Origin of the sequence: Olivibacter sp. EAT-5 (assembly GCF_044784325.1) — a bacterium.
In the GTDB taxonomy this organism is placed as follows: Bacteria; Bacteroidota; Bacteroidia; order Sphingobacteriales; family Sphingobacteriaceae; genus Olivibacter; species Olivibacter oleidegradans.
Genome location: NZ_CP173028.1, coordinates 4,000,395 through 4,024,542, shown reverse-complemented (window position 1 = coordinate 4,024,542; position 24,148 = coordinate 4,000,395). Strand labels below are relative to the sequence as shown.

Annotated in this window: 14 protein-coding genes; all 14 read right to left on the bottom strand. The window is 41.7% G+C overall.

Annotated elements, in window-relative coordinates; translation table 11 throughout:
- Nucleotides 1-117: 117 nt before the first annotated feature.
- A complete protein-coding gene (locus tag ACH11B_RS16565) occupies nucleotides 118-1,335 on the bottom strand; it encodes an aminotransferase class V-fold PLP-dependent enzyme (protein WP_130857326.1) in 1,218 nt (405 codons plus the stop codon).
- Nucleotides 1,336-1,347: 12 nt separating this feature from the next.
- On the bottom strand, nucleotides 1,348-2,469 hold the full coding sequence (locus ACH11B_RS16560) for a bile acid:sodium symporter family protein (protein ID WP_377609379.1): 1,122 nt from the start codon (nucleotides 2,467-2,469) through the stop codon (nucleotides 1,348-1,350).
- A 24-nt stretch (nucleotides 2,470-2,493) separates the two neighbouring features.
- Complete coding sequence (locus tag ACH11B_RS16555; RefSeq protein ID WP_242627315.1) at nucleotides 2,494-3,420, bottom strand: RraA family protein; 927 nt, start codon at nucleotides 3,418-3,420, stop codon at nucleotides 2,494-2,496.
- Between the two features lie 10 nt (nucleotides 3,421-3,430).
- The gene (locus ACH11B_RS16550; RefSeq protein WP_013666225.1) at nucleotides 3,431-3,886 is read right to left on the bottom strand and encodes a RidA family protein; all 456 of its coding nucleotides are present in this window, start codon (nucleotides 3,884-3,886) and stop codon (nucleotides 3,431-3,433) included.
- A gap of 40 nt (nucleotides 3,887-3,926) precedes the next feature.
- Complete coding sequence (locus ACH11B_RS16545; protein WP_165447037.1) at nucleotides 3,927-5,186, bottom strand: amidohydrolase/deacetylase family metallohydrolase; 1,260 nt, start codon at nucleotides 5,184-5,186, stop codon at nucleotides 3,927-3,929.
- A 14-nt stretch (nucleotides 5,187-5,200) separates the two neighbouring features.
- Nucleotides 5,201-6,748: a SusD/RagB family nutrient-binding outer membrane lipoprotein gene (locus tag ACH11B_RS16540; RefSeq protein ID WP_377609381.1), complete on the bottom strand. Its 1,548-nt coding sequence runs from the start codon at nucleotides 6,746-6,748 to the stop codon at nucleotides 5,201-5,203.
- Between the two features lie 17 nt (nucleotides 6,749-6,765).
- A complete protein-coding gene (locus ACH11B_RS16535) occupies nucleotides 6,766-10,155 on the bottom strand; it encodes a SusC/RagA family TonB-linked outer membrane protein (protein ID WP_377609383.1) in 3,390 nt (1,129 codons plus the stop codon).
- Between the two features lie 174 nt (nucleotides 10,156-10,329).
- Nucleotides 10,330-11,352 (bottom strand): FecR family protein, encoded by a 1,023-nt coding sequence (locus tag ACH11B_RS16530; RefSeq protein WP_130857320.1) that lies wholly within the window; start codon nucleotides 11,350-11,352, stop codon nucleotides 10,330-10,332.
- Nucleotides 11,353-11,647: 295 nt separating this feature from the next.
- Nucleotides 11,648-12,232: an RNA polymerase sigma-70 factor gene (locus ACH11B_RS16525; protein WP_377609385.1), complete on the bottom strand. Its 585-nt coding sequence runs from the start codon at nucleotides 12,230-12,232 to the stop codon at nucleotides 11,648-11,650.
- A gap of 537 nt (nucleotides 12,233-12,769) precedes the next feature.
- A complete protein-coding gene (locus tag ACH11B_RS16520) occupies nucleotides 12,770-16,165 on the bottom strand; it encodes a DUF1080 domain-containing protein (protein ID WP_377609387.1) in 3,396 nt (1,131 codons plus the stop codon).
- 33 nt (nucleotides 16,166-16,198) lie between these two features.
- Nucleotides 16,199-17,470 (bottom strand): Gfo/Idh/MocA family oxidoreductase, encoded by a 1,272-nt coding sequence (locus ACH11B_RS16515; RefSeq protein WP_013666218.1) that lies wholly within the window; start codon nucleotides 17,468-17,470, stop codon nucleotides 16,199-16,201.
- Nucleotides 17,471-17,848: 378 nt separating this feature from the next.
- Entirely contained in the window at nucleotides 17,849-18,802 is a 954-nt protein-coding gene (locus ACH11B_RS16510) for a sugar phosphate isomerase/epimerase (RefSeq protein ID WP_149105560.1), read from the bottom strand.
- Between the two features lie 81 nt (nucleotides 18,803-18,883).
- Nucleotides 18,884-20,548, bottom strand: a complete 1,665-nt coding sequence (locus ACH11B_RS16505; protein WP_130857317.1) for a RagB/SusD family nutrient uptake outer membrane protein — start codon at nucleotides 20,546-20,548, stop codon at nucleotides 18,884-18,886.
- A gap of 17 nt (nucleotides 20,549-20,565) precedes the next feature.
- Nucleotides 20,566-23,793, bottom strand: coding sequence for a TonB-dependent receptor (locus ACH11B_RS16500; RefSeq protein ID WP_246860278.1), 3,228 nt, complete (start codon nucleotides 23,791-23,793; stop codon nucleotides 20,566-20,568).
- Nucleotides 23,794-24,148: the final 355 nt, after the last annotated feature.

Here is a 24,148-nt window from a genome sequence, read left to right as displayed (position 1 = left end):
TGCCAGCAGTTTAATGCACAGTCAAAAATACGCTTAATAAAAAAAGTCCGGCATTTAAATACCGGACTTTCAACCAAATTATCCTGTTGCTTATGCCCTTTAAGCAACCTCTTTCGACTAAACCGCTGTCGAAAGTTCTTCACGCAGCCGCTTGGCTACCACTTTTTCTTGTCCCGGCTTTAGCATCCAAGCAGTTAAAATCAAAGAAGTATCCTCAGCTCCACCTACTTCTATAGAAGGTGTTCCATTCCGTAAACGTTGCTGTAATTCCTTGCCCGATATTTTCACCTTTTCTGCATTCCAATGGATATATAGCGTTGGTGTCACATTTCCCAAAGGAGGCACCTTCACCTCCGTCGTAACACCTTCAACCGCTTGCGCTGCCGTTGCGATCAGATCAATTTGAGCCTGTTGTAAGTTCCACTCTTGTTGATGATCAAGGTTGATAAACTTCTCTAAGGCAACATACATACCTAAAATTTCTTCCTTATTCACTTTCATCCCTCTGCCAATATTAAACCCACGTGGAGGCATATGTAATCTCGCTGCTTGTATAAAGTTCTTTTTACCCATCAATAAGCCGGCACTCTGCGGTCCGCGGATCGCCTTTCCTCCAGATACGCACACTAAATCAAAGCCCATTTCATGAAATTTCCACAAGTTGGAAACAGGTGGTACGTCAGCCGCGATATCAATCATGGTGGGAACACCATGTTTTTTTGCAATCGAGACCCACTCCTCGTGCATGATGCTACCTTTGTCAGCCTGTACGTTAAGAAAGAACATCAACGCCGTTCGTTCATTAATGGTTTGCTCAAGCTCTTCCCTCGTTTCTACCATCACAATTTTACAACCCGTATTTTTAAGCGCATGGGTATAAACAATTTCATGCCCTTTTTGACAGATCACCTCCGACTTCATATCGGTTCCCATTAGGTGGGGTAACTGAATTGCTTTTTCTTCGTCAAGGCCCGTTAATATTCCGGCCAATCCCAAAGTCATAGCGGAAAAACATCCTGCTGTTACGACGGCAGATTCCGCATGTACCAAACTCGCAATTTTTTCACCTACTTTATCTTGCAATTCATCCAGCATGCAAAAATCCGTTGCACTGTAGTTTATCGCTTCCAGTACTTCCGGTCGCATAAGGGATCCCGTCATAGCGGTATAGGTTCCGGCAGCGTTGATAAAAGTACGTACGCCCAATTCTTTGAATAGCTCTCGACCCCGCCGCTCCTTATCCAGCCATAATAATCTATTCCCGTCTACATAAGGGGTGATGAATCCACCGGCAGGCAGCATCGACAAATATTTTAATAGTTCTCTTCTTCTCATGATAAATTCTTTTTAATTTTTAAGCTCGCTAACCGTTTTAAGCGCAGCGTCAGGAGTAGCTAGTGGTTTATTTTGCCAATAGGAAGCTAACAATGATCCTGTGATATTCATTAAAGGCCCAAAGATGGCAGGTGCTAGTCCCACTGTAGCTAGCTTACCCATTTCCTTTGCAATACCGGAGGCTAGGCCTCCATTCTGCATTCCCACTTCAATTGCCATGGTTCGGCAGTCGCGCTCAGACATACGGAAAAGTCTACCGCAACTATAGCCTAAGAAATAACCTGTTAAATTGTGTATTAAAACGAGCAGGATCAATTGCGGACCAATATGGAGTAAACTATCTCTACCGGCAGCTGTAATGATGGCAATGATAATAGCAATACCTGCCATCGAGATTTTAGGCATAAATGCGTCTAACCACTTTACTTTGCCATGAAATAGTTTATTGAATAACAAACCGGCACCTATGGGTAGTATAACCATCTTCAAAATATCCCACATCATGTCTAATAGGTGGATTTCTACAAATGCACCGGCTAATAGCTTCATCAGCGTCGGAGTTACCAAAGGTGATAGTAATGTTGATACCGCTGTGATCGTAATCGATAATGGTAAATTGGCCTTAGCCATATAAGACATCACATTGGAGGCCATTCCATTGGGCGAACAGCCAATTAGAATAATTCCAGCTGCTATTTCCGGAGAAAAGCCGCTTACATTGGCCAGGAAAAAGCCAACACAGGGCATAATGATGAAATGACTTACTACACCAATAAAAACACCCTTTGGATGCTTAATCACTCCCACAAAATCGTGTACGCTCATGGAAGTCCCCATGCCGAACATGATCAGCTGTATCAAAGGAGTGATCAGCTCAGCCAATGGAAAACCGTTAACACTTACAAAGTGTTGGGGATAGCACAGCGCCGCCGCAACCATTGCAAATATCATCATTGAATAAGCATACCCTTGTAACGACTTAATGGTCCGAAAAGATAAGGCCGTTGCTAGCAAACATATAATAAGGCTCGGGCCCCATACTGATTGCTTCTGGGTCCAGTAAGCCCATATGGCCAGGATTGCCGTCACCATTGCAATCAACAAAGTGACTTTGTAAAATGAAAATTGCCTCATATCAAATATTTAGGTTCATTATGTTTACCAGGTTCTTTTTTCCATTAGTTGATCCAGCTGCTTCTTGGTAAGCCTCACCCGATCTTCTTGTTCCTTTAACCAGTTCAGAAAATCAAGTTTTATCGGATCATCCCACTGGTTATCGATCTGTCCTACACTGTATTTCCCCGCTTGAATTCGATCTTTTCCAAAGGCATCCCTCAATTGGATAAATTCGGCAGTGACGATGACCTCTTCTGCCAGGTGGGCCGGTATAAAAAGCACCCCCTCTTTATTACACAACACTAAATCTCCAGGTAACACAATCGCTTTGCCGATACGTATCGGTGTATTAAGTCCCATTAACATTGATTCCTCTAAAAAAGACGGATGGAAATCACGTACAAAAGCATTGAAACCTTTTATGTCGGCTAAACCATCAAAATCACGTGCTCCGGCATCAAAAACTACTCCCTTACCGGTACGCTGAAAGATGGTGGTTCCCAGGGTTTGTCCAATCAAGGTTCCACCCGCTACTTTCCCGAAGCCATCAGCGACGTACACATCTCCTTTTTGCAGTAGCTCAATGGGCCACGCATTGGTGCTTCCTTTAAGGCCTTTCTCATGCCCGCGCTCTAATATGGCATCTTCTATATCGGGCCTCCTTGGCATATACGCGGCCGTTACAGCGCGCCCTGCAAAGACCTCATTTTCACGAATCGCTTTCCACCCATCCTCAAATTGATTATAATAGCCCGCATTCCTCAGAATGGTCCAAGCATCATCAAAACCAATACGCTCGGCTCTTAAAAGGAGTGAATCAGGAATCTTCGGGCGCCCATCTCTGTAGCGCTCCCCTTTCCAGGAGGAAGTTAGAAAACGAAGTTCTTCTTTTGTTATTTGCTGAGCTGCGCCGGTAGTAACAAAAAAGAGCAGCATCATAAGCATAAAAAAACTTTTCCTAACGTACATTCTGTTCATGTTAAACATAGGCTATGCAATCCATTTCCACGAGCGAATCACCGGGCACCCCGCCATAAGTCGCCACGGTAGTGCGTACGGGCGGTTTACTGCCAAATCGTCCTTGATACACCTCATTCATGGCCTTGTAATCTCCAAGATCTGCCAGATAGACGTTGACTTTCAGCACCTTTTCCATCGATGATCCTGCCTTTTTTAGTTCCGCTTCCAATTCTTTTAATACATGATCTGTATGTGCTTTTATATCACCATCGAAATGTGCCCCTTTACCGGCCACGAACACTAATCCGTTATATTTGGTGGATCCCGAGAATAAAGGCACATTGTCCTGCTTAGTTATATTGAAGGTTTCTTTTGTAGCCGACTTGCTTTCAGCTCGAAGCACGGCATTAGCTCCTAATAGACCTACCATGGAGGCAAACAATCTTTTAATGACTGATCTTCTTTCTGTTTTCATAATGAATAAATTTGATTGTTAAACTGTTATATGGTTTTTGTTAATGTTCCGTTTGCTTTTTAGCAACGACTATAGGGTTAGCGATCCCATTGAGATCGTATACAATCTCTCCACCTCGCACGGTCATTTCACAGGCTAACTTCTGCTTTCCGTTGATCTTGTATCCTGTATAATCAAAGTATCCGAAATTTCCATTAAGTACATTCAGAATAGCAATATCAGCCTCTGCCCCTACACTCAGACTACCTAGTTCCGGTCGTTTTATTATTTGAGCGGGTTGCCAAGTACTGGCGGCAACTACCTGCTGCAAGCTCATTCCCATTACCAAACACTTAGACATCACGCTCAGCATATCCTTCATCGCATTATTCATACTGCCTGTATGGATATCGGTACTAATAGCGTCCGGATAGAAGCCTTCTTTGATAGCTGGAATTGCCTGGCTAAAGGAAAAGCTAATCCCTCCGTAGCCCACATCAAAATACCGCCCCTCCTTTCGCGCCTTCCACGCAAAAGGCTTCACTTTCTTTTCAGTGGGATCGACAATTGATTCGCGCCCTTTGATCTGTGCAAAACAATGGGTTAAAATGTCACCTTTTCTTAAATGGTTCAGGAGCAGGTCTTCCAAAGGTAGTGGGGGTATACTACCACCGAAGTCCACCATAACCGGCAAATTACCCGCTTGCTTCCCCGCTTCTACGGCATGATCAACTATTGTCCAATCCGGGCCTTCAAAATGAGCTACTTTGAAGCCTACGATATAAGGGTGGAATTGCCGAGCAACCAAAGCGGCCATTTTTGGATCGGTATCCTTTAAGTCCTGCTCATAAGCACCGCCACGCATTCCTTCACCAATAATGTTTAAGAAAGCAAGTACACGGGTTTTTGAGTGATCTATTGTCTGATCCTTATAAAGCTGAAAATTTCTCCAACCGGGACTTCCGGCATCCACTACCGTGGTAACGCCATTGCGAAAAGTAAAGCCGTCCGGTGGAATAGCCGTATAACTATTTCTCAGGTAACTATGCGGTTCGGTCCCGAAAAAATGATGCGCGTGAATATCGATTAAACCAGGTGTTACATACAGTTTTTCCGCGAGGACAACTTGTGTAGCCTTTCCTTGAATATTTTTAGCCACCTGGACAATTTTCCCGTCCTTAATGGCAATGTCCATGACTTCATCGATACCATTCTTCGGATCGATGACGTGCCCACCTTTAATAAGTATCGCGTAGTCTTGCGCGCATAATGTTGCGCTAAGAACGGTTAGCGTAATAAAAAATATGATCTTTTTATACATAATGCTTCTGCTGATTAGTTCGCGGGATCCCACCATACACGACTGGTTAAGGCATTTGTTCCTCCTTGCCGTTGTTTTGCTTCATTAAAATTATCGCGATTGTAACTTTCTTCAGTTAGTGGTACCACAAAACGTCGGGGGATGGTTCCTCCTGTCAGGTTTCCCGGATAGTTAGTCGGAGTCAGGCTGGGGTAGCCCGTCCGGCGCCAATTAGCAAAAATTTCATATTCATCTTGTAAGAATAAGGACACCCATAATTGGGTATAAATCTGTTCAAGCTTTTCTTCGAAAGTGCCCTGATTATTAAATGGGTGTTGTGATAAGTAGAAATTAATCCGAGCTTCACTGATTTCCCCATGTTGACCAAATAAACTCCATTGATGCATTGCTGCGCGTACCGCAGCTTCATAAGTTTGCGCGGGATTACCATCATACCATCCGCGGAGAGCGGCTTCCGTGAGTAATAAATTCGTTTCGGCATTTGTTAAAACCAGATGAGGGGCATCGTAACGTAGAATCGTGTTTGGATTCGGTTCAGAATAACTTGCAAAATCGGCAGGAAATGAATTAAAAGCAGCATTGGGCATCCCCTTTTGAATCGCTGAACTGGTGTCCGCTACATAGGTACCTGTTGCGTTACGTACCCAGACGACAGCAATTGCATTTAATCGCGGATCCTGCGTCTCTTTCAGATGATCAATAAAGGTTTTGGCCAGTTTACCCCCTTCTATATTATCCACCGCTTGCGGATTGAGATAATCCGTATTCAAAAGAGCTGTTGCAATGAAATTACGCTGTGCTACTTGCGATCCATCTACATATTGAATGCGTGCCAAATCGTTATCATTCATAACTACCCCTCCCGCGATCGCCTTTCTTACCCAACTTTCTGCAAGCGTCGCATCTATCTTTGTCAAACGCATGCCCAGGCGTAACATCAATGAATATGCAAATTGCCTCCATTTCGTAACGTTTCCGGCATAAATCAAATCGCCATTGCTAAAAGTTGGTAAATCCGGATCCAACGCATTGGCCGACTCTTCCAATTCTTTCAATAAATCGTTATAAATCGTGGCCTGCACATCATATTTCGGTGTGTAATTTTGGTTACTAGCACCAAAACCTGCTTCGGTATATGGAACGTCGCCATATAAGTCAGTAAGCCTGTGAAATATTAAAACCTTCCAAATACGTGCAATAGCCAATTTATTAATGTCTTCGGGATTGGCGCTTACTGCATCGATCACTTTTTTTATTTCAATAACGGCTGTAGAATAAGCCTCCCAACTATTGTATGAATAGGTTTCATTAAAATATTTATCGCCTGCGGCGGGTACTTCTTTATAGGTAGCCGTCTGCTGCATCGATCCGCCAATTGTTAAATAAGCAGCACCGACATAATTGAAACTCACACCATCTAATAGCGCCTTCGTAAACATATATTCAGGCACAACCGTGGTTGAAGCGTTTGGGTTAACATTCATCTCTTCAAAACCTTTATCGCAAGCAGAAAAGAAGCAGAACAACGAAACCGCTAACACATGTAGAAATAGCTTTTTCATATCTTTTGGTCTATTGATTAAAATTTAACAATTAGGTTGATACCGAAGCTCCTCGTTCTGGGAACGCCAAATGCCTCTAATCCCTGTGCATTACTGTTAGTATAGCTAGATTCGGGGTCGAAATACTTATTTCGCTTATCGTGATATAAAGTCAATAGGTTCCGTCCGACCAAGGAAATAGTGGCACCCTGTAATTTCGCCCATCGGAATTTTTCTATCGGAAGATTGTAGGATAAAATAACTTGTCTGAGCTTTACGAAGTCGTTGTCAAACATAAACATGGAGGTATAGAACTTGTCATTATCATAATAGGTATCAATGTCTTGAGGGGCCCACGTTTTACTGAATGGATTACCTTCGGGGTCAACACCGGTCACTGTTAAACCGGTTTCACGTCCCGGTAAGGTTTCTTCCGGCAATCCAAAACGGTAGGCATACTGATACATATTGGAGTACATCATACCACCAAACTTCCCGTCGATCAATACATTCAGCGAAAAGTCCTTATAACGAAACGTATTGTTCAATCCCATAATTAAAGGAGGAACACCCTGACCAATCTCTTCGAGCGGGCCTCTTACTGCATACCCACTTTCCGGATTATATACCACTTGACCATTTTCGTCTGTTAGTTTCCGATAACCCCACAAAGCGCCATAAGGCCTACCTACCACATTGCGTATACTTCCTCCGCCAACACCATCGCCTACTACTATAGCATCTAACCCCTCCGCTAATTGTTGAATTTCACTTTTGTTATAAGAAATGTTATAGGTGGCATCCCAACTGAAATTTTCCTTTTTGATAGGTGCACCACTTAAGAGTACTTCAATACCCCGATTATTTAACTCGCCTACATTTAATAAGGCTCGATTATAACCGGAAGCTTGAGAAATGTTGGATTCAACAATATCATCGGTTGTTTTTCGATTATAAAAAGTAAGATCTGCCCCTAGACGCCCATTGAAAAACTGCGCATCAAGACCAAACTCGTAAGTGGTAGAGGTCAAAGGTCTTAAGCCTGGATTGTTAACTAAATCGGACGTCAATTCCTGTACCGGTCTTCCGTTATGTCCTCCCTGTACCATGGAATAGGATTCGTTCAATATATAAGCGGTCGGTGTCGCACCACCTACCTGTGCCCATGAGCCCCGTAATTTCAAACCACTTATGGATTTGGGAAAGCTCAGTGCTTCTGATAGAACAAAGGTTCCTCCTACCGATGGATAGAAAATACTATTGTTTTGCGGACTTAATGTAGAGAACCAATCTTGTCGACCCGTGAAAGTTAAATACGCTAAGCCCTTATAACCAATGTCCGCTGATCCAAAAATTGAGTTAATACCCGTTTTTTGATATAAAGGGGTGGTTGTTAAAATATTTAAATTTGTATAGCTGTAGAAATTAGGCACCCTGAATTCACTTCCCTCAATCGTTGTCAGATCGTACTCATTCCTTTGTATATTTCCGCCGGCCATCGCGGACAAGCTGAAATCACGGAAACTTGTATTGTAATTCAAGGTAAACATGTAATTTGTTTCGGATGAGGTCGCTCTTAAGCTTTGATAAGCACCTAGGGGTCTAAAAGCGGTTCCTGTGGGCTGTATAGCTTCGAATTCTGAATTATAATAGTCTCTACTCGCGCTTCCCTTGATAAAAAGATTGTCGAGAATATCGTATTGAAGACTTCCCTGCATAATATATCGGTTCTTTTTATCGTGATTCCGGTAACGATTTACGACAAACCAAGAGTTTGGTGCTTCAGCCACCGGATTCCACCTGACTTCATTTCCCTCAGCATCGTAACCCGGTGCCAGCGACATGATGTCAACTGTATTTGCTAACATATATACAGCCCAAGCGGGATTATCATTTGCATAACCAACTTTAGGACGGTTTTTTCCTTGATCATAATTATATTGTGAAACGGCTTCCAAATGAAGCTTCTTGCCGATATTGGCATTGACCGATAAGTTGGTAGTTAGTCGTTTGTAAGTAGAGTTCGGTACAATCGCTTGCGCATCCGTGTTCGAAACACTCGCACGATACCGCAGATCTTCACTCCCTCCGTATAGTGCTAACGAGTTTATATAAGTCTGCCCGGTTTCATAAAATTGTTGTGGATTGTTTTTTTCAGGCGAATAGGGTCGTTCTACGCCATCAAATTGCACATAGGGCTGCCCGTCCATCCTCGCACCATAGGATAAACGGCCGGTTGCAATCGCCTCGTCCTGTGTGGTAGGCTTTCGTCCATCAATCCCCTGTCCGTATTCATACTGCCATTCAGGGTACATGGAAGGACGCTCAAAGGTAGAGGTGCTATTAAACTCAATACCTACACCTTTTTGTGCTACTCCTTTTTTTGTAGTAATCAAAATTACGCCATTTGCGGCTCTCGATCCATATAAAGCAGATGCCGGACCGCCTTTTAAAACGCTGATACTTTCAATATCATCTGGATTGATACCCGCTATTCCATCGCCACGGTCAATATTCCAACCCATTCCTGTCGAACTTGTGCTACCTCCCGGTGTCGAATTATCCATCGGCATTCCATTGATCACATACAGCGGTTGATTGTTTCCGCTCAATGATCCGTTACCCCTAATAATCACCCTACTCGAACCACCTGGGCCGGTAGCCATACCCGAAACATCAACACCTGCCACTTTACCTACCAAAGCATTAGCGACATTCACTTCTTTTGCCTGCGTTAATTGGTCACCGCCAACTTCGGCTACCGAATAGGCCAACGCCTTTTTTTCACGTGAAATCCCTAATGCGGTAACAACTACTTCACTTAAGGCTTGATTATCTTCTACTAATTGTACATTTACTACATGACGACCGCCAATAGCTACGGTTTGCCCCACATAGCCCATATAGCTAAATTCTAATTCACCTGTCCCTTCCACTTTTAATTGGTAAGCACCGTCAGCCCCTGTTACTGTACCCTTGGTACTACCCTTTAGGCGTACACTCACGCCCGGGATCCCCTGCCCTTGCGCATCGGTTACGAGTCCCTTTACCTCTATTTCTTGATTCAGACTAGGGGTGGATTTACCTAAAACAATCCGATTCTCGATAACTTTGTACTGAATGTTTTTGGCTGTAAGAAGCTGATCAAGCACTCGCTGCAAAGACTCTTGCTGCACTTCGATGAATACGCGCTGCGATAAATCTATAATTTGTTTACTGTAAATAAATTTAATGGCTGCTTTCTCTTCAATAAGCTTTAACGCCTGTAATAAAGCCTGCCCTTTTACGCTTAAATTGATACGTTTAGAAAGATCCAATGTGCTCTCAGGTTGCTTTGCAAATGTTTGGACGTGGATGGCCGTAAGTATAATTATTAGTCCAAGCAGACAGGATCGAATGGTTGTGGATGTCCTCGGGTTGATTCTCATATAAATGCTGTTTGATGGTTAAAATGTAGGCAAATAGCGCCCATGACAATTGCATATATCGATATTTTAATAATTTAAAATATCACAACTGTCGTTATGTAACTATATATTAATTATTAGTTAATAATAAGTTGTTAAGTTTTCATATGGATAGTAATTAGGGTCATGAATGATTTACTTTTTTATTAACCTGATGCGATCTCCGGAAATCTCATATTGCAGGTTGAGTGATTGACTGATTATTTCCATAATGGAAATTAAGTTTAGCTGATTAAAGTCGGCAGTCAGTGTATAACTTTCAAGTTTTTTATCCTGAAAATCAATTTGGACATTGAAAGTACTGTCAAGCAAGTGAGCAATATCTTTAAGTGGCTTATCTTCAAAAGACATACTCCTCTTTTTCCACATTTTCACTGACGAACGCGATGTTTCTTTTGTTTTAACTAAATGGGCCTTGTGTTTATTAAAATGTACTTTCTGATCAGCTACGAGCAGAACCTCTCGGCTACCTTGCATCTTTTCAGCGACGCTTATATTTTCATCGACGCGACTGACAGCTACCATACCTGTTACCACAGAGACCTCTTCTTCTGCATCGCCTGCGCTCCTTATGCGAAAACTTGTTCCAAGAACTTTGGTCAACAACGATCCACTATTGATAAGAAAAGGTTTGTTCGGATCTTTGGCTACTTCAAAAAAAACGTCACCCCGCATCGTTACTTCTCTTACCCCTTGTTGAAAAGTGCCGCTATACTGCAGCGACGAATGTGGCGCTAGCCAAATCACACTTCCATCCGGCAAATGATGCTTCAGTATGGTTTTACTTTCATTTTTAACCAGTACCACCGGATCTGTTTTAAAAATTTTGTCCAATTGGCCACCCAACAGTAGCCATATGAACGCGATTAACACAATTGCTGCAGCGGCGGCCCAAACGCCGGTAGAGCGATTTTTACGATGTACTTTCTTAAAAGGCGCGCCCTCACTGCCATTATGGAGAGACAGACCACTTCTCCTTTTGATATTATACAACATCCGTGCTTTCAAAAGGCTATTTTTCCGTATTTGATCGAATTCTTCGGCTGATAACGAGTTACCCATCGCATCGTACCACGCCTCCACTAGTTTCACTTCCTCTGCATTACATTGCTTATTAAGGTATTTTTCTATTAAAGCCTCGGAAATTTCGCTCTTCATTTTATAGTATATCTTTTATTTATAATAGCTTCCATTTGTATAGTCGGCCCAAAGCCTTTTATCCCCTACGCCGTTGTAAAAAAAATTATCTTTTTAAGCTACAAGCCAAAATGGTTGCGATATTAGAATTAAGGAAAGGCTTTCTTTGGTCAGTTTTCTTTAAAAATTCGTGTTACTTCTTCCACAAAACCAACGTCGACTGTAGGGAGCTCATCGCTTCGCTCTTAGGTTTTGGTCACCCTTAGGATCGAAACAAAAGGTGAAGAGTCGTTTAACAACGAAATTCTAAATATATCTAACATAAATAATACAGCAATAAAAGATGAAAAGAATAAAGCTTCATCGCTACTTTCAGCCTACTTAATGCTTTGGTCAACTGGTTTTCAACCGTTTTTTCCGATATGCCAAGCAAATCAGCTATTTCCTTATTACTTTTAAACTCTTTTCTGCTTAGCTCATAAATATAACGACAGCGGTCGGGTAGTAATCGAACATGGTTTTCAATTTGATTTTGTAACTCGTTAAAGGCTAGCCGTGTTTCGGTAGAATTATCGTAATCCCTAAAATTGCCTTTGTAGAATTCTTTGTAATTCTTTCTAACTATTTCCTTTTGTATAGCATTTATTACCAAGTACCTAACAGATGTAAAAAGATAAGCAGCAACGGAACTATGAATCTGTATTCGTTTGCGGTTCAGCCATATACTAGTGAACAGATCCTGTACAATTTCCTCTGCTAACTCAGCCTTTCTTAATCGTCTCAGCGCCTCGGCATATAATTTATACCAATAACGATTGTATAGCTCTTCAAAGGATAATTCGCTCCCGTCTACACAGGCATGGAAAAGTTCTTCATCAGAAAACTTTGTTAAATCTTTCATAATCAAGCTTTAAACCATAAAAAATTCGTTACGTCACCATGCTTCCTTATGAAGTCAATGATATTATTTGCATTATTATTTTTAACCAAACACGAAGGTCCCGCAACGTTTATATGATAAATAATTGGTCAGCGTATTATTTTTGGAAGACTATAAAATGAGTTAAACAAACTTAGATAAATTGCTTTTTAAATGCAAATTACTTTAGCTAGATTAGGGAAATCTCTTTTAATATATACACCTTCATCTATAGGCCAAAGGCGAATTCCCTGTAGCTAGATAAATAATTCTACATTTTTTTGCGAGTCATTAATGACAGAAGATACTACTCCCTGATCTGGCAATACAAAAAATGCAGAAAGCCCAAAGCGCTTGGGAACGCCGGGCTTTCTGCTTTTATCCAACCTAAACCTTGTTGGTAGAACAATAAGTTGCAGAATTTGTTTTACGAATCGTTATTTATATGTCACAGAGGTTAATAGTAACACACAACACTAATAACCAGAAACAAATAACTAACAACTAATAACCAGATAACTACAACCGCTTAACACGGATATTTTTAAAATGTACCTCTGATCCATGACCCAAAAACCCTATATGACCGGATTTTCGTTTAAGTCCCGGATGATCGAGTTTATCTAACGTACCATTTTTTGATGCCTCGGCAATGTCACCTTCTAAAATAACGGTGCCATTTAGCGTGACTTTGATCTTATTTCCTTTTACGTAAATCTCTTCTTCATTCCATTCTCCCACCGGTTTAAGAAAGCCTCTTTTAGCAGGAATTACCCCATAAACCGATCCGTGGTATTGATATTTCTTAAGATCTTTATAAATGTCCGCTTCATTATCCAATACCTGAATTTCCATTCCTTCATACGCCGCGTTGCCTTCTAAAGGGGCCCTGATACCAGTGCCATTATTCGCTCCGGGAGTTAGACGAAAGCTAAAGCGATAGATAAAATCACCAAACTCTTCTTTTGAATACAAATTACCTCCTGAGTCCTTAACGGGATAACAAGCCAGCGTTCCTTCGTCACTGATTGTGTAAGCAGTTGTATTCCCTGTCCAGCTATCTAAGTTCGAACCGTCAAACAGTACTTTGAAACCAGCAGCCTTTTCTTCATTGCCTAAAGTAAAAATCTCTTTTCTAGGTATTTCCTTAATATAGATGTCCCGATAGGCGACTTCAGTTCCATGAGCTTGTAGTTCTATCTGTTCAATAGGAAAAATGGGTTGACTTCGATCCCAGTAATTTTCTAAGGTAACGTTATCAGTTACTAGCTGCCCATTAAGATATACTGTCACCTTATCGCCTTTCATAATAATACGAAAGGTATTCCATTCTCCCAGTGCATTATCCGCTACTTTAAGAGGTTTGCTTTCGTTCTGTTGGTTATTATAAAGACCACCGGAACCTACTTGGGCTCCAACGTTTACGCGGGAGGTATCCCAAATCTGGACCTGAGGTGTTCCCCGAAGATAAATACCTGCATCACCTTCCTTACCAACGGTACTCAACTTCCAATCTACCAGCATTTCGAAGTCACCATATTGTTTAATGGTTGCAATATTATCACCTTTTCCATTAAAGTAAAGCACCCCGTCCTTTACATACCAGCCACGCCGCATCAATTCATCAGCCTTTTGCTGAGCGACAGATAGTTCCTTCGCACTCATTTTGGCTCGCTTAATGGGATTTTCTACTAAACCTTTCCAACCTGTTAAATCTTTGCCATTGAAAAGTGACACAAAACCACGACCCTTGGGTAATTCATTGATATGTTTAATTAAGGCTTGTTTTAAATAATCGCTATCTTGTCCGCTTAACGCGTCTACCGTTTTATTCAAGATGGCGCTCACTTCTTCACCATAGAGGCTAGGATTTGATAATGCGATGTTTAACACCGCCATGGCTGCAGCGGATTTCAACTCCGGGTCGTCTAAATATTTTCCGGCAAAGATGAGTGCATTATAAGTAAAATTATTGCTCAATGCACCCAATATCATTCTTTTTTGCTGCGTATTTTGTGCAACTCCCATAGCATCCCTTAGGAGTAATACTTTTTGCTCTGCCGGGAAGTCGCTTTGTGCGGTCAATCGTACAATACCGTTTAAGATCTGATTCAATTGCTTTGAGTCGCTTGTCGCCCGACTCAACTTGATTAATTCAGGCAACGCGTCATGATCATTCCAATTAGCGAGTGCTTCAACTGCCGCAGCTTTTAAGTTCGCATCATTTCCATCAAGTACTTCAACAACCGGCTGTAGAGCTTTACCTTCACCTATTCCTGAAAAAACGTTCAAATAAAGCGTTTTTCCGTTCGGATTTGCCGATTGATAACTGGCCAATAATGATTGGATATCCTGCTCCTTTTGTGGACTCCCCTGAACGGCAGCAACTATAGCTTGCTGTACTAATTTTATCTCGTTTTCGTTACCTGCTGTAGATAATAAAGAGGTTAATGAGGCAAGATTTTCGGATTTCGAAATGGCGGGCAATGTATTATATGCAGCATCTCTTACCGTCGGATCACTGCTTTTCAGCAAGGCAGTAACTGCGGTGAAACTTTCGTTTGCGCCTCTATTAGCTAGTACTTGCATAATTGTCACCTGATCTGCCGGTACTGCTGTAGCTAAGGAAGTCACTAACTTACCCGTTAAACCTTCGCCTTTCAATGTAAGAAAGGCTTCCTTTACCGCTTCTCGCTCTTCTTGGTTGGATTCTGATAATAACTTCAACAATTCAGGCGTACCCTCTACCCCTTTTAGTTTTCCATAGGCTTTAATAGCCGTAACTTTCACAAGGGTATCATCACTCTTTAGGGCTTTTTCAACAAAAGGAAGTGCACTATCGTCTGTTGTATTTGATAAAGCTTTTATGATAGCTGCTTGCGTTTCGGGATTCGCTTTTTTTACTGCTTTCCCCCATTTTTCGACAGCAGCGCCATTTAAATATGGCTGCGCTAATTTTAAAGCGGCAATGCTGTATGCTTTCTCCTTATCTCTAGATGCTTTTACCAAATCCGGAACATATTCGGCTCCGTAAATGTGCGTTAAAATATTAAGCCCTGCAATGCGCGTAGGTGTATGTTCATCATCTACTTTCAACAAAGTTTTTGCTACTTTTTCAGCTAGCTCCTTATTCCCTTTGAGGAGTAGGTTATTTGCGTAATTAATATAAGAAGCGGTCGCTTTTGATTCATCATAACCGAAGTTAACCTTTTCAGCTGCAGCCCTTAAAACTTCCTCAGAAGATGGGTCAGCCAATTTTGCTAATGCATAGAGCGCTGTTTTCCTAACCGTTAATTCCTCTGCGGTGGCAAATGAAACAATGGTGGGCGCTGCAGGCACATAATCGGCATCGCCAATAGCTTCCAGTATGTAGGTTATATTTCTTCCTTTTGCAGACGGTAACGCAGCCATAAGAGCTTTTCCCGCCTCATCGGAACGAATTCGTGCCAAAGTCCGTGCAGCACGATCCCCTAAATATTCATCTTGTAAATACGTAGAAACGGCAGACACGGCATCGTCTTTTCCTGCATTAGTGAGTAGATTCAGCACGTACCCTTTATTATTTTTATCCTGCATTTTCCCCAAGGCATCCAAAGCGCCCTGGACAAATTTGGAACGCATTGACTCCTTTCCATTCTGCATAACAAAATAGGAATAGCTGTTGGTTGCATATTCGATTTTTGCGTTGTCCCCGCCTTGTGGCTTTAAAGATAAAAGCAGTGCGCTGATATCAGCAGCCGTAAAATTGTCTAATTGGGCCATTGCAGCATTCAGCTTATCGGCATTCTGAGCGGGCTGTGTGGCTAACAAATCTGCTATTTTGGTCGTCGCTGTACGCCTATCATCTTGCTGCGCAAAAGCCGGTGGGTTGGCGAGCATAAAAGCAAGGATAGAAGCATATATATAATTCTTCATATTGGTTTTAATAGTTCGTGATAATTAAATACATTAGATAGTCCATGGGCCACGCATCGGTTGGTCAATTAAACGATTGGCCGCTTCATCATCAACAAATAACTGCTTATCTGGATCAAATTTTAAGGATCTACCTAACCTTACAGATGCTAAACCCATATTTACCAAGGTGCAAGAACGATAACCATTATCCTCGTTTAATGCAAATTTCTGTCTCTTTTTCACTGCTTCAACAAAGTCGACCACTTGCTCTTCCGGTTCGGGGAATGTCGCTAGTTTACGTTCCATGTCCGGGATATCCGATTTAAACCCGGGATATAATTTACCATTAGGCCCATCGATATAAGGCACATCTTTATCTTTCCCTTCACCGTCGAGGATAATTTTACATCCATCAGCATAGGTATATTCAATTCGTCGCCACGTGCCAACTGCGTCGCTGTGTTGCTGTGGAGCGTCTACTTCAACCGAAATCGGGCTTTCATTGTCCTTCCCTAGGAAATACTGTATTGGATCCAGGTAATGTTGTCCCATATCACCTAAACCGCCTCCATCATAGTCCCAATAGCCCCGGAAGGTTTGATGAACACGATGTGCATTATAAGGTTTGTATTGAGCAGGCCCCAGCCACATATCGTAATTCAATTCGCTAGGCACTTGTTCAGGCGTCAAATTCTCTTTTCCGACCCAATAGAATTTCCAATCAAATCCCGTATGTCTACTTACAGTAACTTTCAGTGGCCAGCCGAGCATACCGGAATCCACTAATTTCTTGATCTTCTTTACCGGAACAGCCATTCCGTAGAAATTATCCTTAAATCTAAACCAGGTGTTTAATCTAAAAATCCGCCCATGTTGTTGCACAGCCTCTTTTACACGTTTACCTTCTCCTATTGTACGCGTCATGGGTTTTTCACACCATATATCTTTTCCGGCACGTGCAGCTTCAGCGGCCATGATACCATGCCAATGAGGCGGTGTGGCGATATGAACGATATCCACTTCCGGAAGTTGAATCAATTCACGGAAATCTGACAGTTGCTTAACACCACTATCATTCAGCTGTTTCATGGCTATCGCTAAATGTCTGGTATCAACATCACAAATAGCAACGGTTTTGGTGCCGGCATAGGAAAAATGACCGCGTCCCATAGCTCCAACACCAATAATACCTTTTGTTAGGTGGTCACTCGGAGCCAAATATCCCTGTCCTCCCAGTACAAACCGCGGGACGATGCTAAATGCTGCCGCTGCTAGGGCAGACTTCTTGATAAAATCCCTTCTCGAGGTACTTTTTTCTTTCATTTGTGCTTTAATTTTTGGTTTCAGGATCCTCTCTCAAAAAATAAGTTCGATTTAAGAAAAATCCATTCGATTTGTTGTTTTAAGTATTGACTATGCTTGATGATTTTCTCTGCAATTAAAAGTCTCTTTATTACTCTCTATTTAATTAACCGGACAGACAAAATGACCTTTTTTCTCGGAGATACTATCGTTTATCCGATAAATGAAGGACATGATCAGTGGCACCAATAAATAACCAGATGGCTCATAATACCAAGTTTGATTTAGCTAAATATTGCAGTTTAAGATCGATAAAATGATGATGTTCGACCAAAATGGCTGTTAATTTAATAATAAAATAATAGGATTGCCAATTTATTCATCACGCAAACGGTTGCGTTAGTAAAAAGCTTTCCGCAAAACGGCTAAGCTCTTAGGAACTGCTGTTAATGGGTCTTCTTTTCCTTCCATCTCTAATGAAATATAGCCTTTAAAATTCACTTTACGCAATATGCCGGCGATCCGTTGATAATCTAAATCTAACGTATACCATTCTCCACCTCCGTAATAGGTCTTCGCTTGAACAATGGTAGCATAAGGTGCTAACTGTTCGAACTGACTATACGGGTCGCCGGCAAAATTACCGGTATCCAGATTTAGTCCCATGGCCGGTGAGCTTTTTAAGGCTTCGTATATTCGTAATAAGCCCTCAACCTGTGTCGTAAGTCCCCAATGGTTTTCGATGGCCAAAATCACACCCTCTTGCTCTGCCTTTATCAGGCATTCTCCCGTCGCATCTATTACCCATTTAAAGGCATCATCATCGGTATATCCCGCTAAGGGCGTTTCCTTTCCTTTTACGGCCATCAACTCGTCAAAGGTTCCTGCTGTGTTCCATCGACCTGAGTTCAACCGGACACAAGGGATTCCCATCTGCACAGCCAGATCGATGCAGTGCTTGGTATGTGCGATGTTCTTTTTTCTGTCTTCTTTATCAGGTGATACAAAATCCTGATGAATCGATAGCATAGGTAAGGCCAAACCACTTTCGAAAGCAAGACGCTTTAATTTATTCATATATCCGGTAGTTTCGTTTTCCATTTGACGATGTAGTATTTCTACACCATCAAAACCCAACGTCGCTGCCTGTTCAATTACCTGCTCAATGGGAAACTTTTCCTTTTTAAAATGCCAATACGAATACGTGGATACACTGATCGGATTGCGCTTAACATTTGTCGACTCCCCGATAGTTGATTCAACTTGATTGTATGGGCTAATCAGGGCTCCCAATCCAGCCATCGAAGCTTTCTTCAGAAAACTTCTTCGATGTTCATGCATACTTTTTATCATGATCTTTTAGTTTAAAAATGAGGTGTCTCCTATGTTTGTTGTAAGCACCTGTAGGAGACACCCTTATCGGTTAAAAATAATCTACTGATTCTGTTTCAACACATCTGCACCCATAATATCAATCTGTGCTTGCGGAATCGGAAAATACTCATTCTTTCCAGCCGTAAAACTAGCACCCTGTAGATAGGTTCGTTTTTGCTTCTCTTTTTCAAGATAAGTATTTAATGTTTCAGCAGCAACATGCCAACGTACTAAATCGAAAAAGCGATGTCCTTCCAACGCTAACTCAAGCCTTCTTTCAAATCGAACGGCTTTTCGTGCGTAATCCTGACTTGGAAATGATGGGTACTCTCTTATGACATAAGTGGCGGCCGGTGTGCCATCATCTTTTGTTACCACTTCATTTGCTGCTCTTCGCCTGATTTGATTCACCAAATCCAGCGCGCTAGTGAGGTCGCCATCCTCCACCGCAATTTCTGCACGCATTAACAGGACGTCGGCATATCGTAAGGCGCGATAATTATTTGAATTTGCCCTGGGTGATTCCGCTCCGGCATTATCGCCATTGGCCGCAAAGAATTTTTTGAAAGTATACGGACCGGCAAAACTTTGATCGCGGATCCAATTTCGTCCCGGATGAATCCCCCAGTTAAGGAAAGGAATACCACGTCTACCAACGGTCCAATCTAAACGAGGGTCCAAATTACCTGTGTAGGGTTCAAATGGATCAGAAGAAGCTAAGCCCTCATCATTCTTAACATCGACATCATTAAAATTGTCCAATAACGGCAAGCCACTTTCATCGGTTTTGAAAGCATTTACTAAGTTTTGAGAAGGCTGAAAGAAACCGCAACACCCCCCTGGTCCAGAGCCATAGGGAAAATTCAAATTATCGCCCCAAAAGCCGTTTTGTCCACTTCCTCCGTCGCCAACAGACATTTGGACTTCCAAAATCGATTCAATATTATTTTCGGTTGCCACTTTAAAATTATCATGAAAATTACTTACTAATTCAAAAGGACCGTTATTGATGATATCATCCAATAGCGGTCGAGCCGCTTCATAATCTTGTTGAAACATATGTACTTTAGCAAGCACTGCCTTTGCCGTCCATTGACTTGCCCGCCCTACATCTTTCTTTGTAGCTGATAAATTATCTACGGCGAATTGTAGATCAGCTTCAATCATAGGCCAAATATCTTTGTCATTTGGCAAGTTGATAAAGTCCGTGACGTTATCGTCAACGTAAGGCACCATATTCCACATCTTCTTTGCTTCAAAATGATACCATGCACGTAAGAAGCGTGCTTCCGCTGTTGCCTGTGCGACCTCAGCCTCTGTCATATCGGTCGTTTTCTTGATTAACTTAAGCACATCATTGGCGCGAGAGACGCCATCATATACTGTAATCCATTTTTCATTAAAGGCAGCGATATCCGGTTGACTAACATAGCGTTCAATGGTTGTTATCTGCGCCTGATCGCCCACATCGCTTCCTTTATAGGCGTCATCAGATGCCACCGATCCATAAATCCAATTGCTAGCTGACGACGTGAATGTATAACCGGAACCTACTCCATCCAACAAACTATATGCGCCAATTAAGACGGCATCAACGCCCGACTTCGTAGCCAGCAATTCTTCATTTGCTAAACCTAGTGGTTTCTTTTCCAGAAAACTTTTACCACAGCCCTGCATAACGCAAAAGGCCAACAGTATATATATCGATAAATTTGATCTTTTCATAATATGCTTTTTATTCCTTAGAATCCAACATTTATTCCTAACTGATACATTTTAGCTAATGGATAATTCCCTTGGTCAACACCCAATGTAGTGGTACCCGGCGTTGAACCCACCGACGTGATTTCAGGATCAATACCGGAGTAATCGGTGATAGTAAACAGGTTCTGCCCTTGCACATATATCCTAGCACTTTGCAATCCTAATTTCTGTAAAAGATCAGCCGGCAACGTGTAGCCCAGGGTCAGATTTTTTAAGCGGAAGTAAGAACCATTTTCAATAAAATAGGATGATGGTTGTTGACTTCTACTATCATTGGCATCCAATATCGGTAATACGGCGTCAGGATTTTCAGGAGTCCATGAATCATTAAGCATGCGTAAGCTGCGATTACCGGCTTGGTTATTGAAATCAACCCATCGTTTTACCATGTTTAGAATATCATTTCCCTGAACCCCTTGAAAAAATGCAGAAAGATCAAAATTCTTATAACCTAAATTAATGTTCAATCCATACGTAAAGTCGGGATGCGGATTTCCAATAAAAGTGCGGTCATTATCGGTAATTACGTTATCTCCATCTAAATCTCTATATTTGTATTTCCCCACTGCGGCATAACCGGGATACGCAGGGCCATTCGCTAAATCTTGCTCATTTTGATAAATTCCATCGATTACGTGACCATAAAAGGAATACAAGGGTTGGTCTACGGTTGACCGTGTCCAAACATAACTTCTGATATTCGGACCTAGCAAGATAGCAGATTCATTGTTGTTCAACTTAACGACCTTGTTTTTATAAGCCGAAATATTAGCACTAATACCATAGGTGAAATCTTTGCTTGTATTATTCTGGAAGTTCACTGCGAAATCAATCCCCTTGTTGTTCATTTCGCCTACATTAACAAAGGGCACGGTGGCCGTTCCTTGCGTTGCAGGCAATGCCAATTGGTATAACATATCGGATGTGGTTCGATTATAAACATCCAAATTAAAGCCAAGCATTCCCTTTAAGATCGTCATATCTAAACCGATATTGGTTTGCGTCGTGGTTTCCCATTTTGCATCGGGATTTCCGAAAGCATCCGTATCAAATCCGGGCTTAACTGCATTGTTTGATCCGTTAATGGCATAAGAAGATAAATTAAGCGAGGAGCGATAAGTATTAAACCCGTTATAGTTCCCGATTTCTTGGTTACCGGTTTGTCCCCAGCCTGCGCGAATCATCAAATTATCCAACCATTTTAATCCCGACAAGAAGCTTTCTTGAGAAATCCGCCAACCGCCGCTAAATGCGGGGAACGTACCATAGCGGTTATTACTACCGAATCGACTCGAGCCATCTCTTCTTACAGTCGCTTCCAGCAAATATTTATCCTTAAGGCTGTAATTCACTTTTCCAAATATTGAAAACAGCGCCCATTCGTATCGGCTACCACTATTGTTGATCCCGGCTGTTCCCGAATTAAGATCCATAAAATCCGGATCCTCCGAAAAATAGGTTGTCCTGACTGCTGAGAAGTCTTCACCGAATCCTTTTATTGCTTCCGTACCTGCTAACACATTTAAGCTATGGATTTCATTAAAAACTTTCCTGTAATTTAATGTATTCGTCCACGTTAAATTAATATCATTGATATTCGCTTTAGTCATGGAGTTTGCCGCCTCAATTTCCGCCTCTTCCCGATCCATCAATACATAATTCACTCGGTTGGTGTTCGTATAGTCAAACCCTAAGCTTGTACGACCGGTCAAACCCTCGATAATATCCACTTCCGCGAAAACATTGCCAAATGCTCTCAACGTTTTGGCTTGATTGTCTTTTGTGCGATATAACTGAGCAAGTGGATTAGTCGCTGGTCCTAAGCCTGCAGCTCGCGTTGCTGCAAAATTCCCCATGATATCGTAAACAGGTATAATAGATGGAATCCGATAACCGTTTCCAATGGGATTGCCATCTTGATTGTTGGTTGAACTTGCTGTTCCATTATTGTAATAATACCCTTTATTCTGGGTATAACTTACTTCCAGATTTTCTCCTAAGCGAATGATTTTCTTAATATTAAATTCGGTATTGGAACGAAGTGAATACCGATCGAATGATGTATGTTCCAACACCCCTTCTTGGTTTAAGTAATTGAGTGATAAGGCATAGCGACCCTTATCGGATCCTCCTGTAGCTCCTAGGTTATATTCTTGAACAATGGCTGGTCTTAATATTTCTTTATGCCAGTCAGTGCCTTCCTTATTAGCCCGGACAATTTGATAAAAATTATCCGCGTTATAACTGTACAAGGAAGGATCAACACGGGGATCTCCCTCGAATAAGCCATAACTGGAGCCTGCCAGGATATAATCCGGTACAACCGGATTGGGGCCGTTACCATACTGTTGATGCGATGGATTGCCATTGGTCAGGATGCCTGCATTTCGACGTTGCGTCCATAGCAGTTGGCCAAATTGCAAGGGATCTTTAATTAGGCCTAAATTTACATGACCGGTTTGTACCCCTACCCGTGTGTCAAAAGTTATTCTGGAATCACCGGCACTCCCCTTTTTGGTGGTAATGATAATGACACCGTTGGCTGCACGCGACCCGTAGATGGAGGTAGAGGAAGCATCCTTCAGTACTTGCATCGATTCGATATTATTTGGATTAATGCTATTCAATCCACCTTTCGTTGGCACACCGTCAATAATATAAAGGGGATCGTTATTATTGATGGTGCTAAAGCCACGTACCCGAACAGTAGCTTCACCACCAGGTGTGTTATTGCTGGTTACGGTAACACCTGCCGCCCTACCCTGCAATTGTTGTGCTACGTTAGGCGCCTGAACTTTAGTGAGTTCTTTAACATTAACGACTGAAACGGCACCCGTAATATCTTTTTTAACCTGGGTTGAATACCCGGTTAAAACCACTTCTTCCAAAGTGTTTAAATCTTGATTAAGGGTTACATTTAAGCTAGTTTGATTACTAACGACAAGTTCACGGGCCTGATAACCAACCGAGGTAAATACAAGCACATCACCTTTTTTTACAGACAAGGTAAAGGTACCATTTACATCGGTTGCAGTTGCCTTACTGCTTCCTTTTACGCGAATGCTGACTCCCGGGATGGGATTGGGCGGTTCCGCATTATCATTTACAATTCCTTTGATCACAAAATCTTGCTGTTGATGGAGCGAGTAATTACTCGCAACCACGAATGAAAAGTTAAATAGACAAAAGAGAAATAAAGTTCCCATGTAGGTCCATTTAACGCTACGGGATCTAAAATGTGTTTTGTTCATACGGTTTGAGCTTATAAGTGATAAAATGTTTGAATTGAGTTTTAGTACCGAACTTTCTTGTTGCTTAATTAACCTCCTTTCTTAAAATCAATAAATAACAATGTATTTGTGTTAATTTACACGATTCAAACTCACTCAAATGGTTTTTATGGACATAGCTGTTCATTGGAAAAGTTATTTCCTTTTAACCCATATCATAAAATCCTTGTTGAACAATCAGCAAAACTTCGAATACGACATTTTACTATTGCTTTATCCCGTAGTCAATACCAGGCATAATTGGTTATATCAGTAGAATCTGACGAAAACA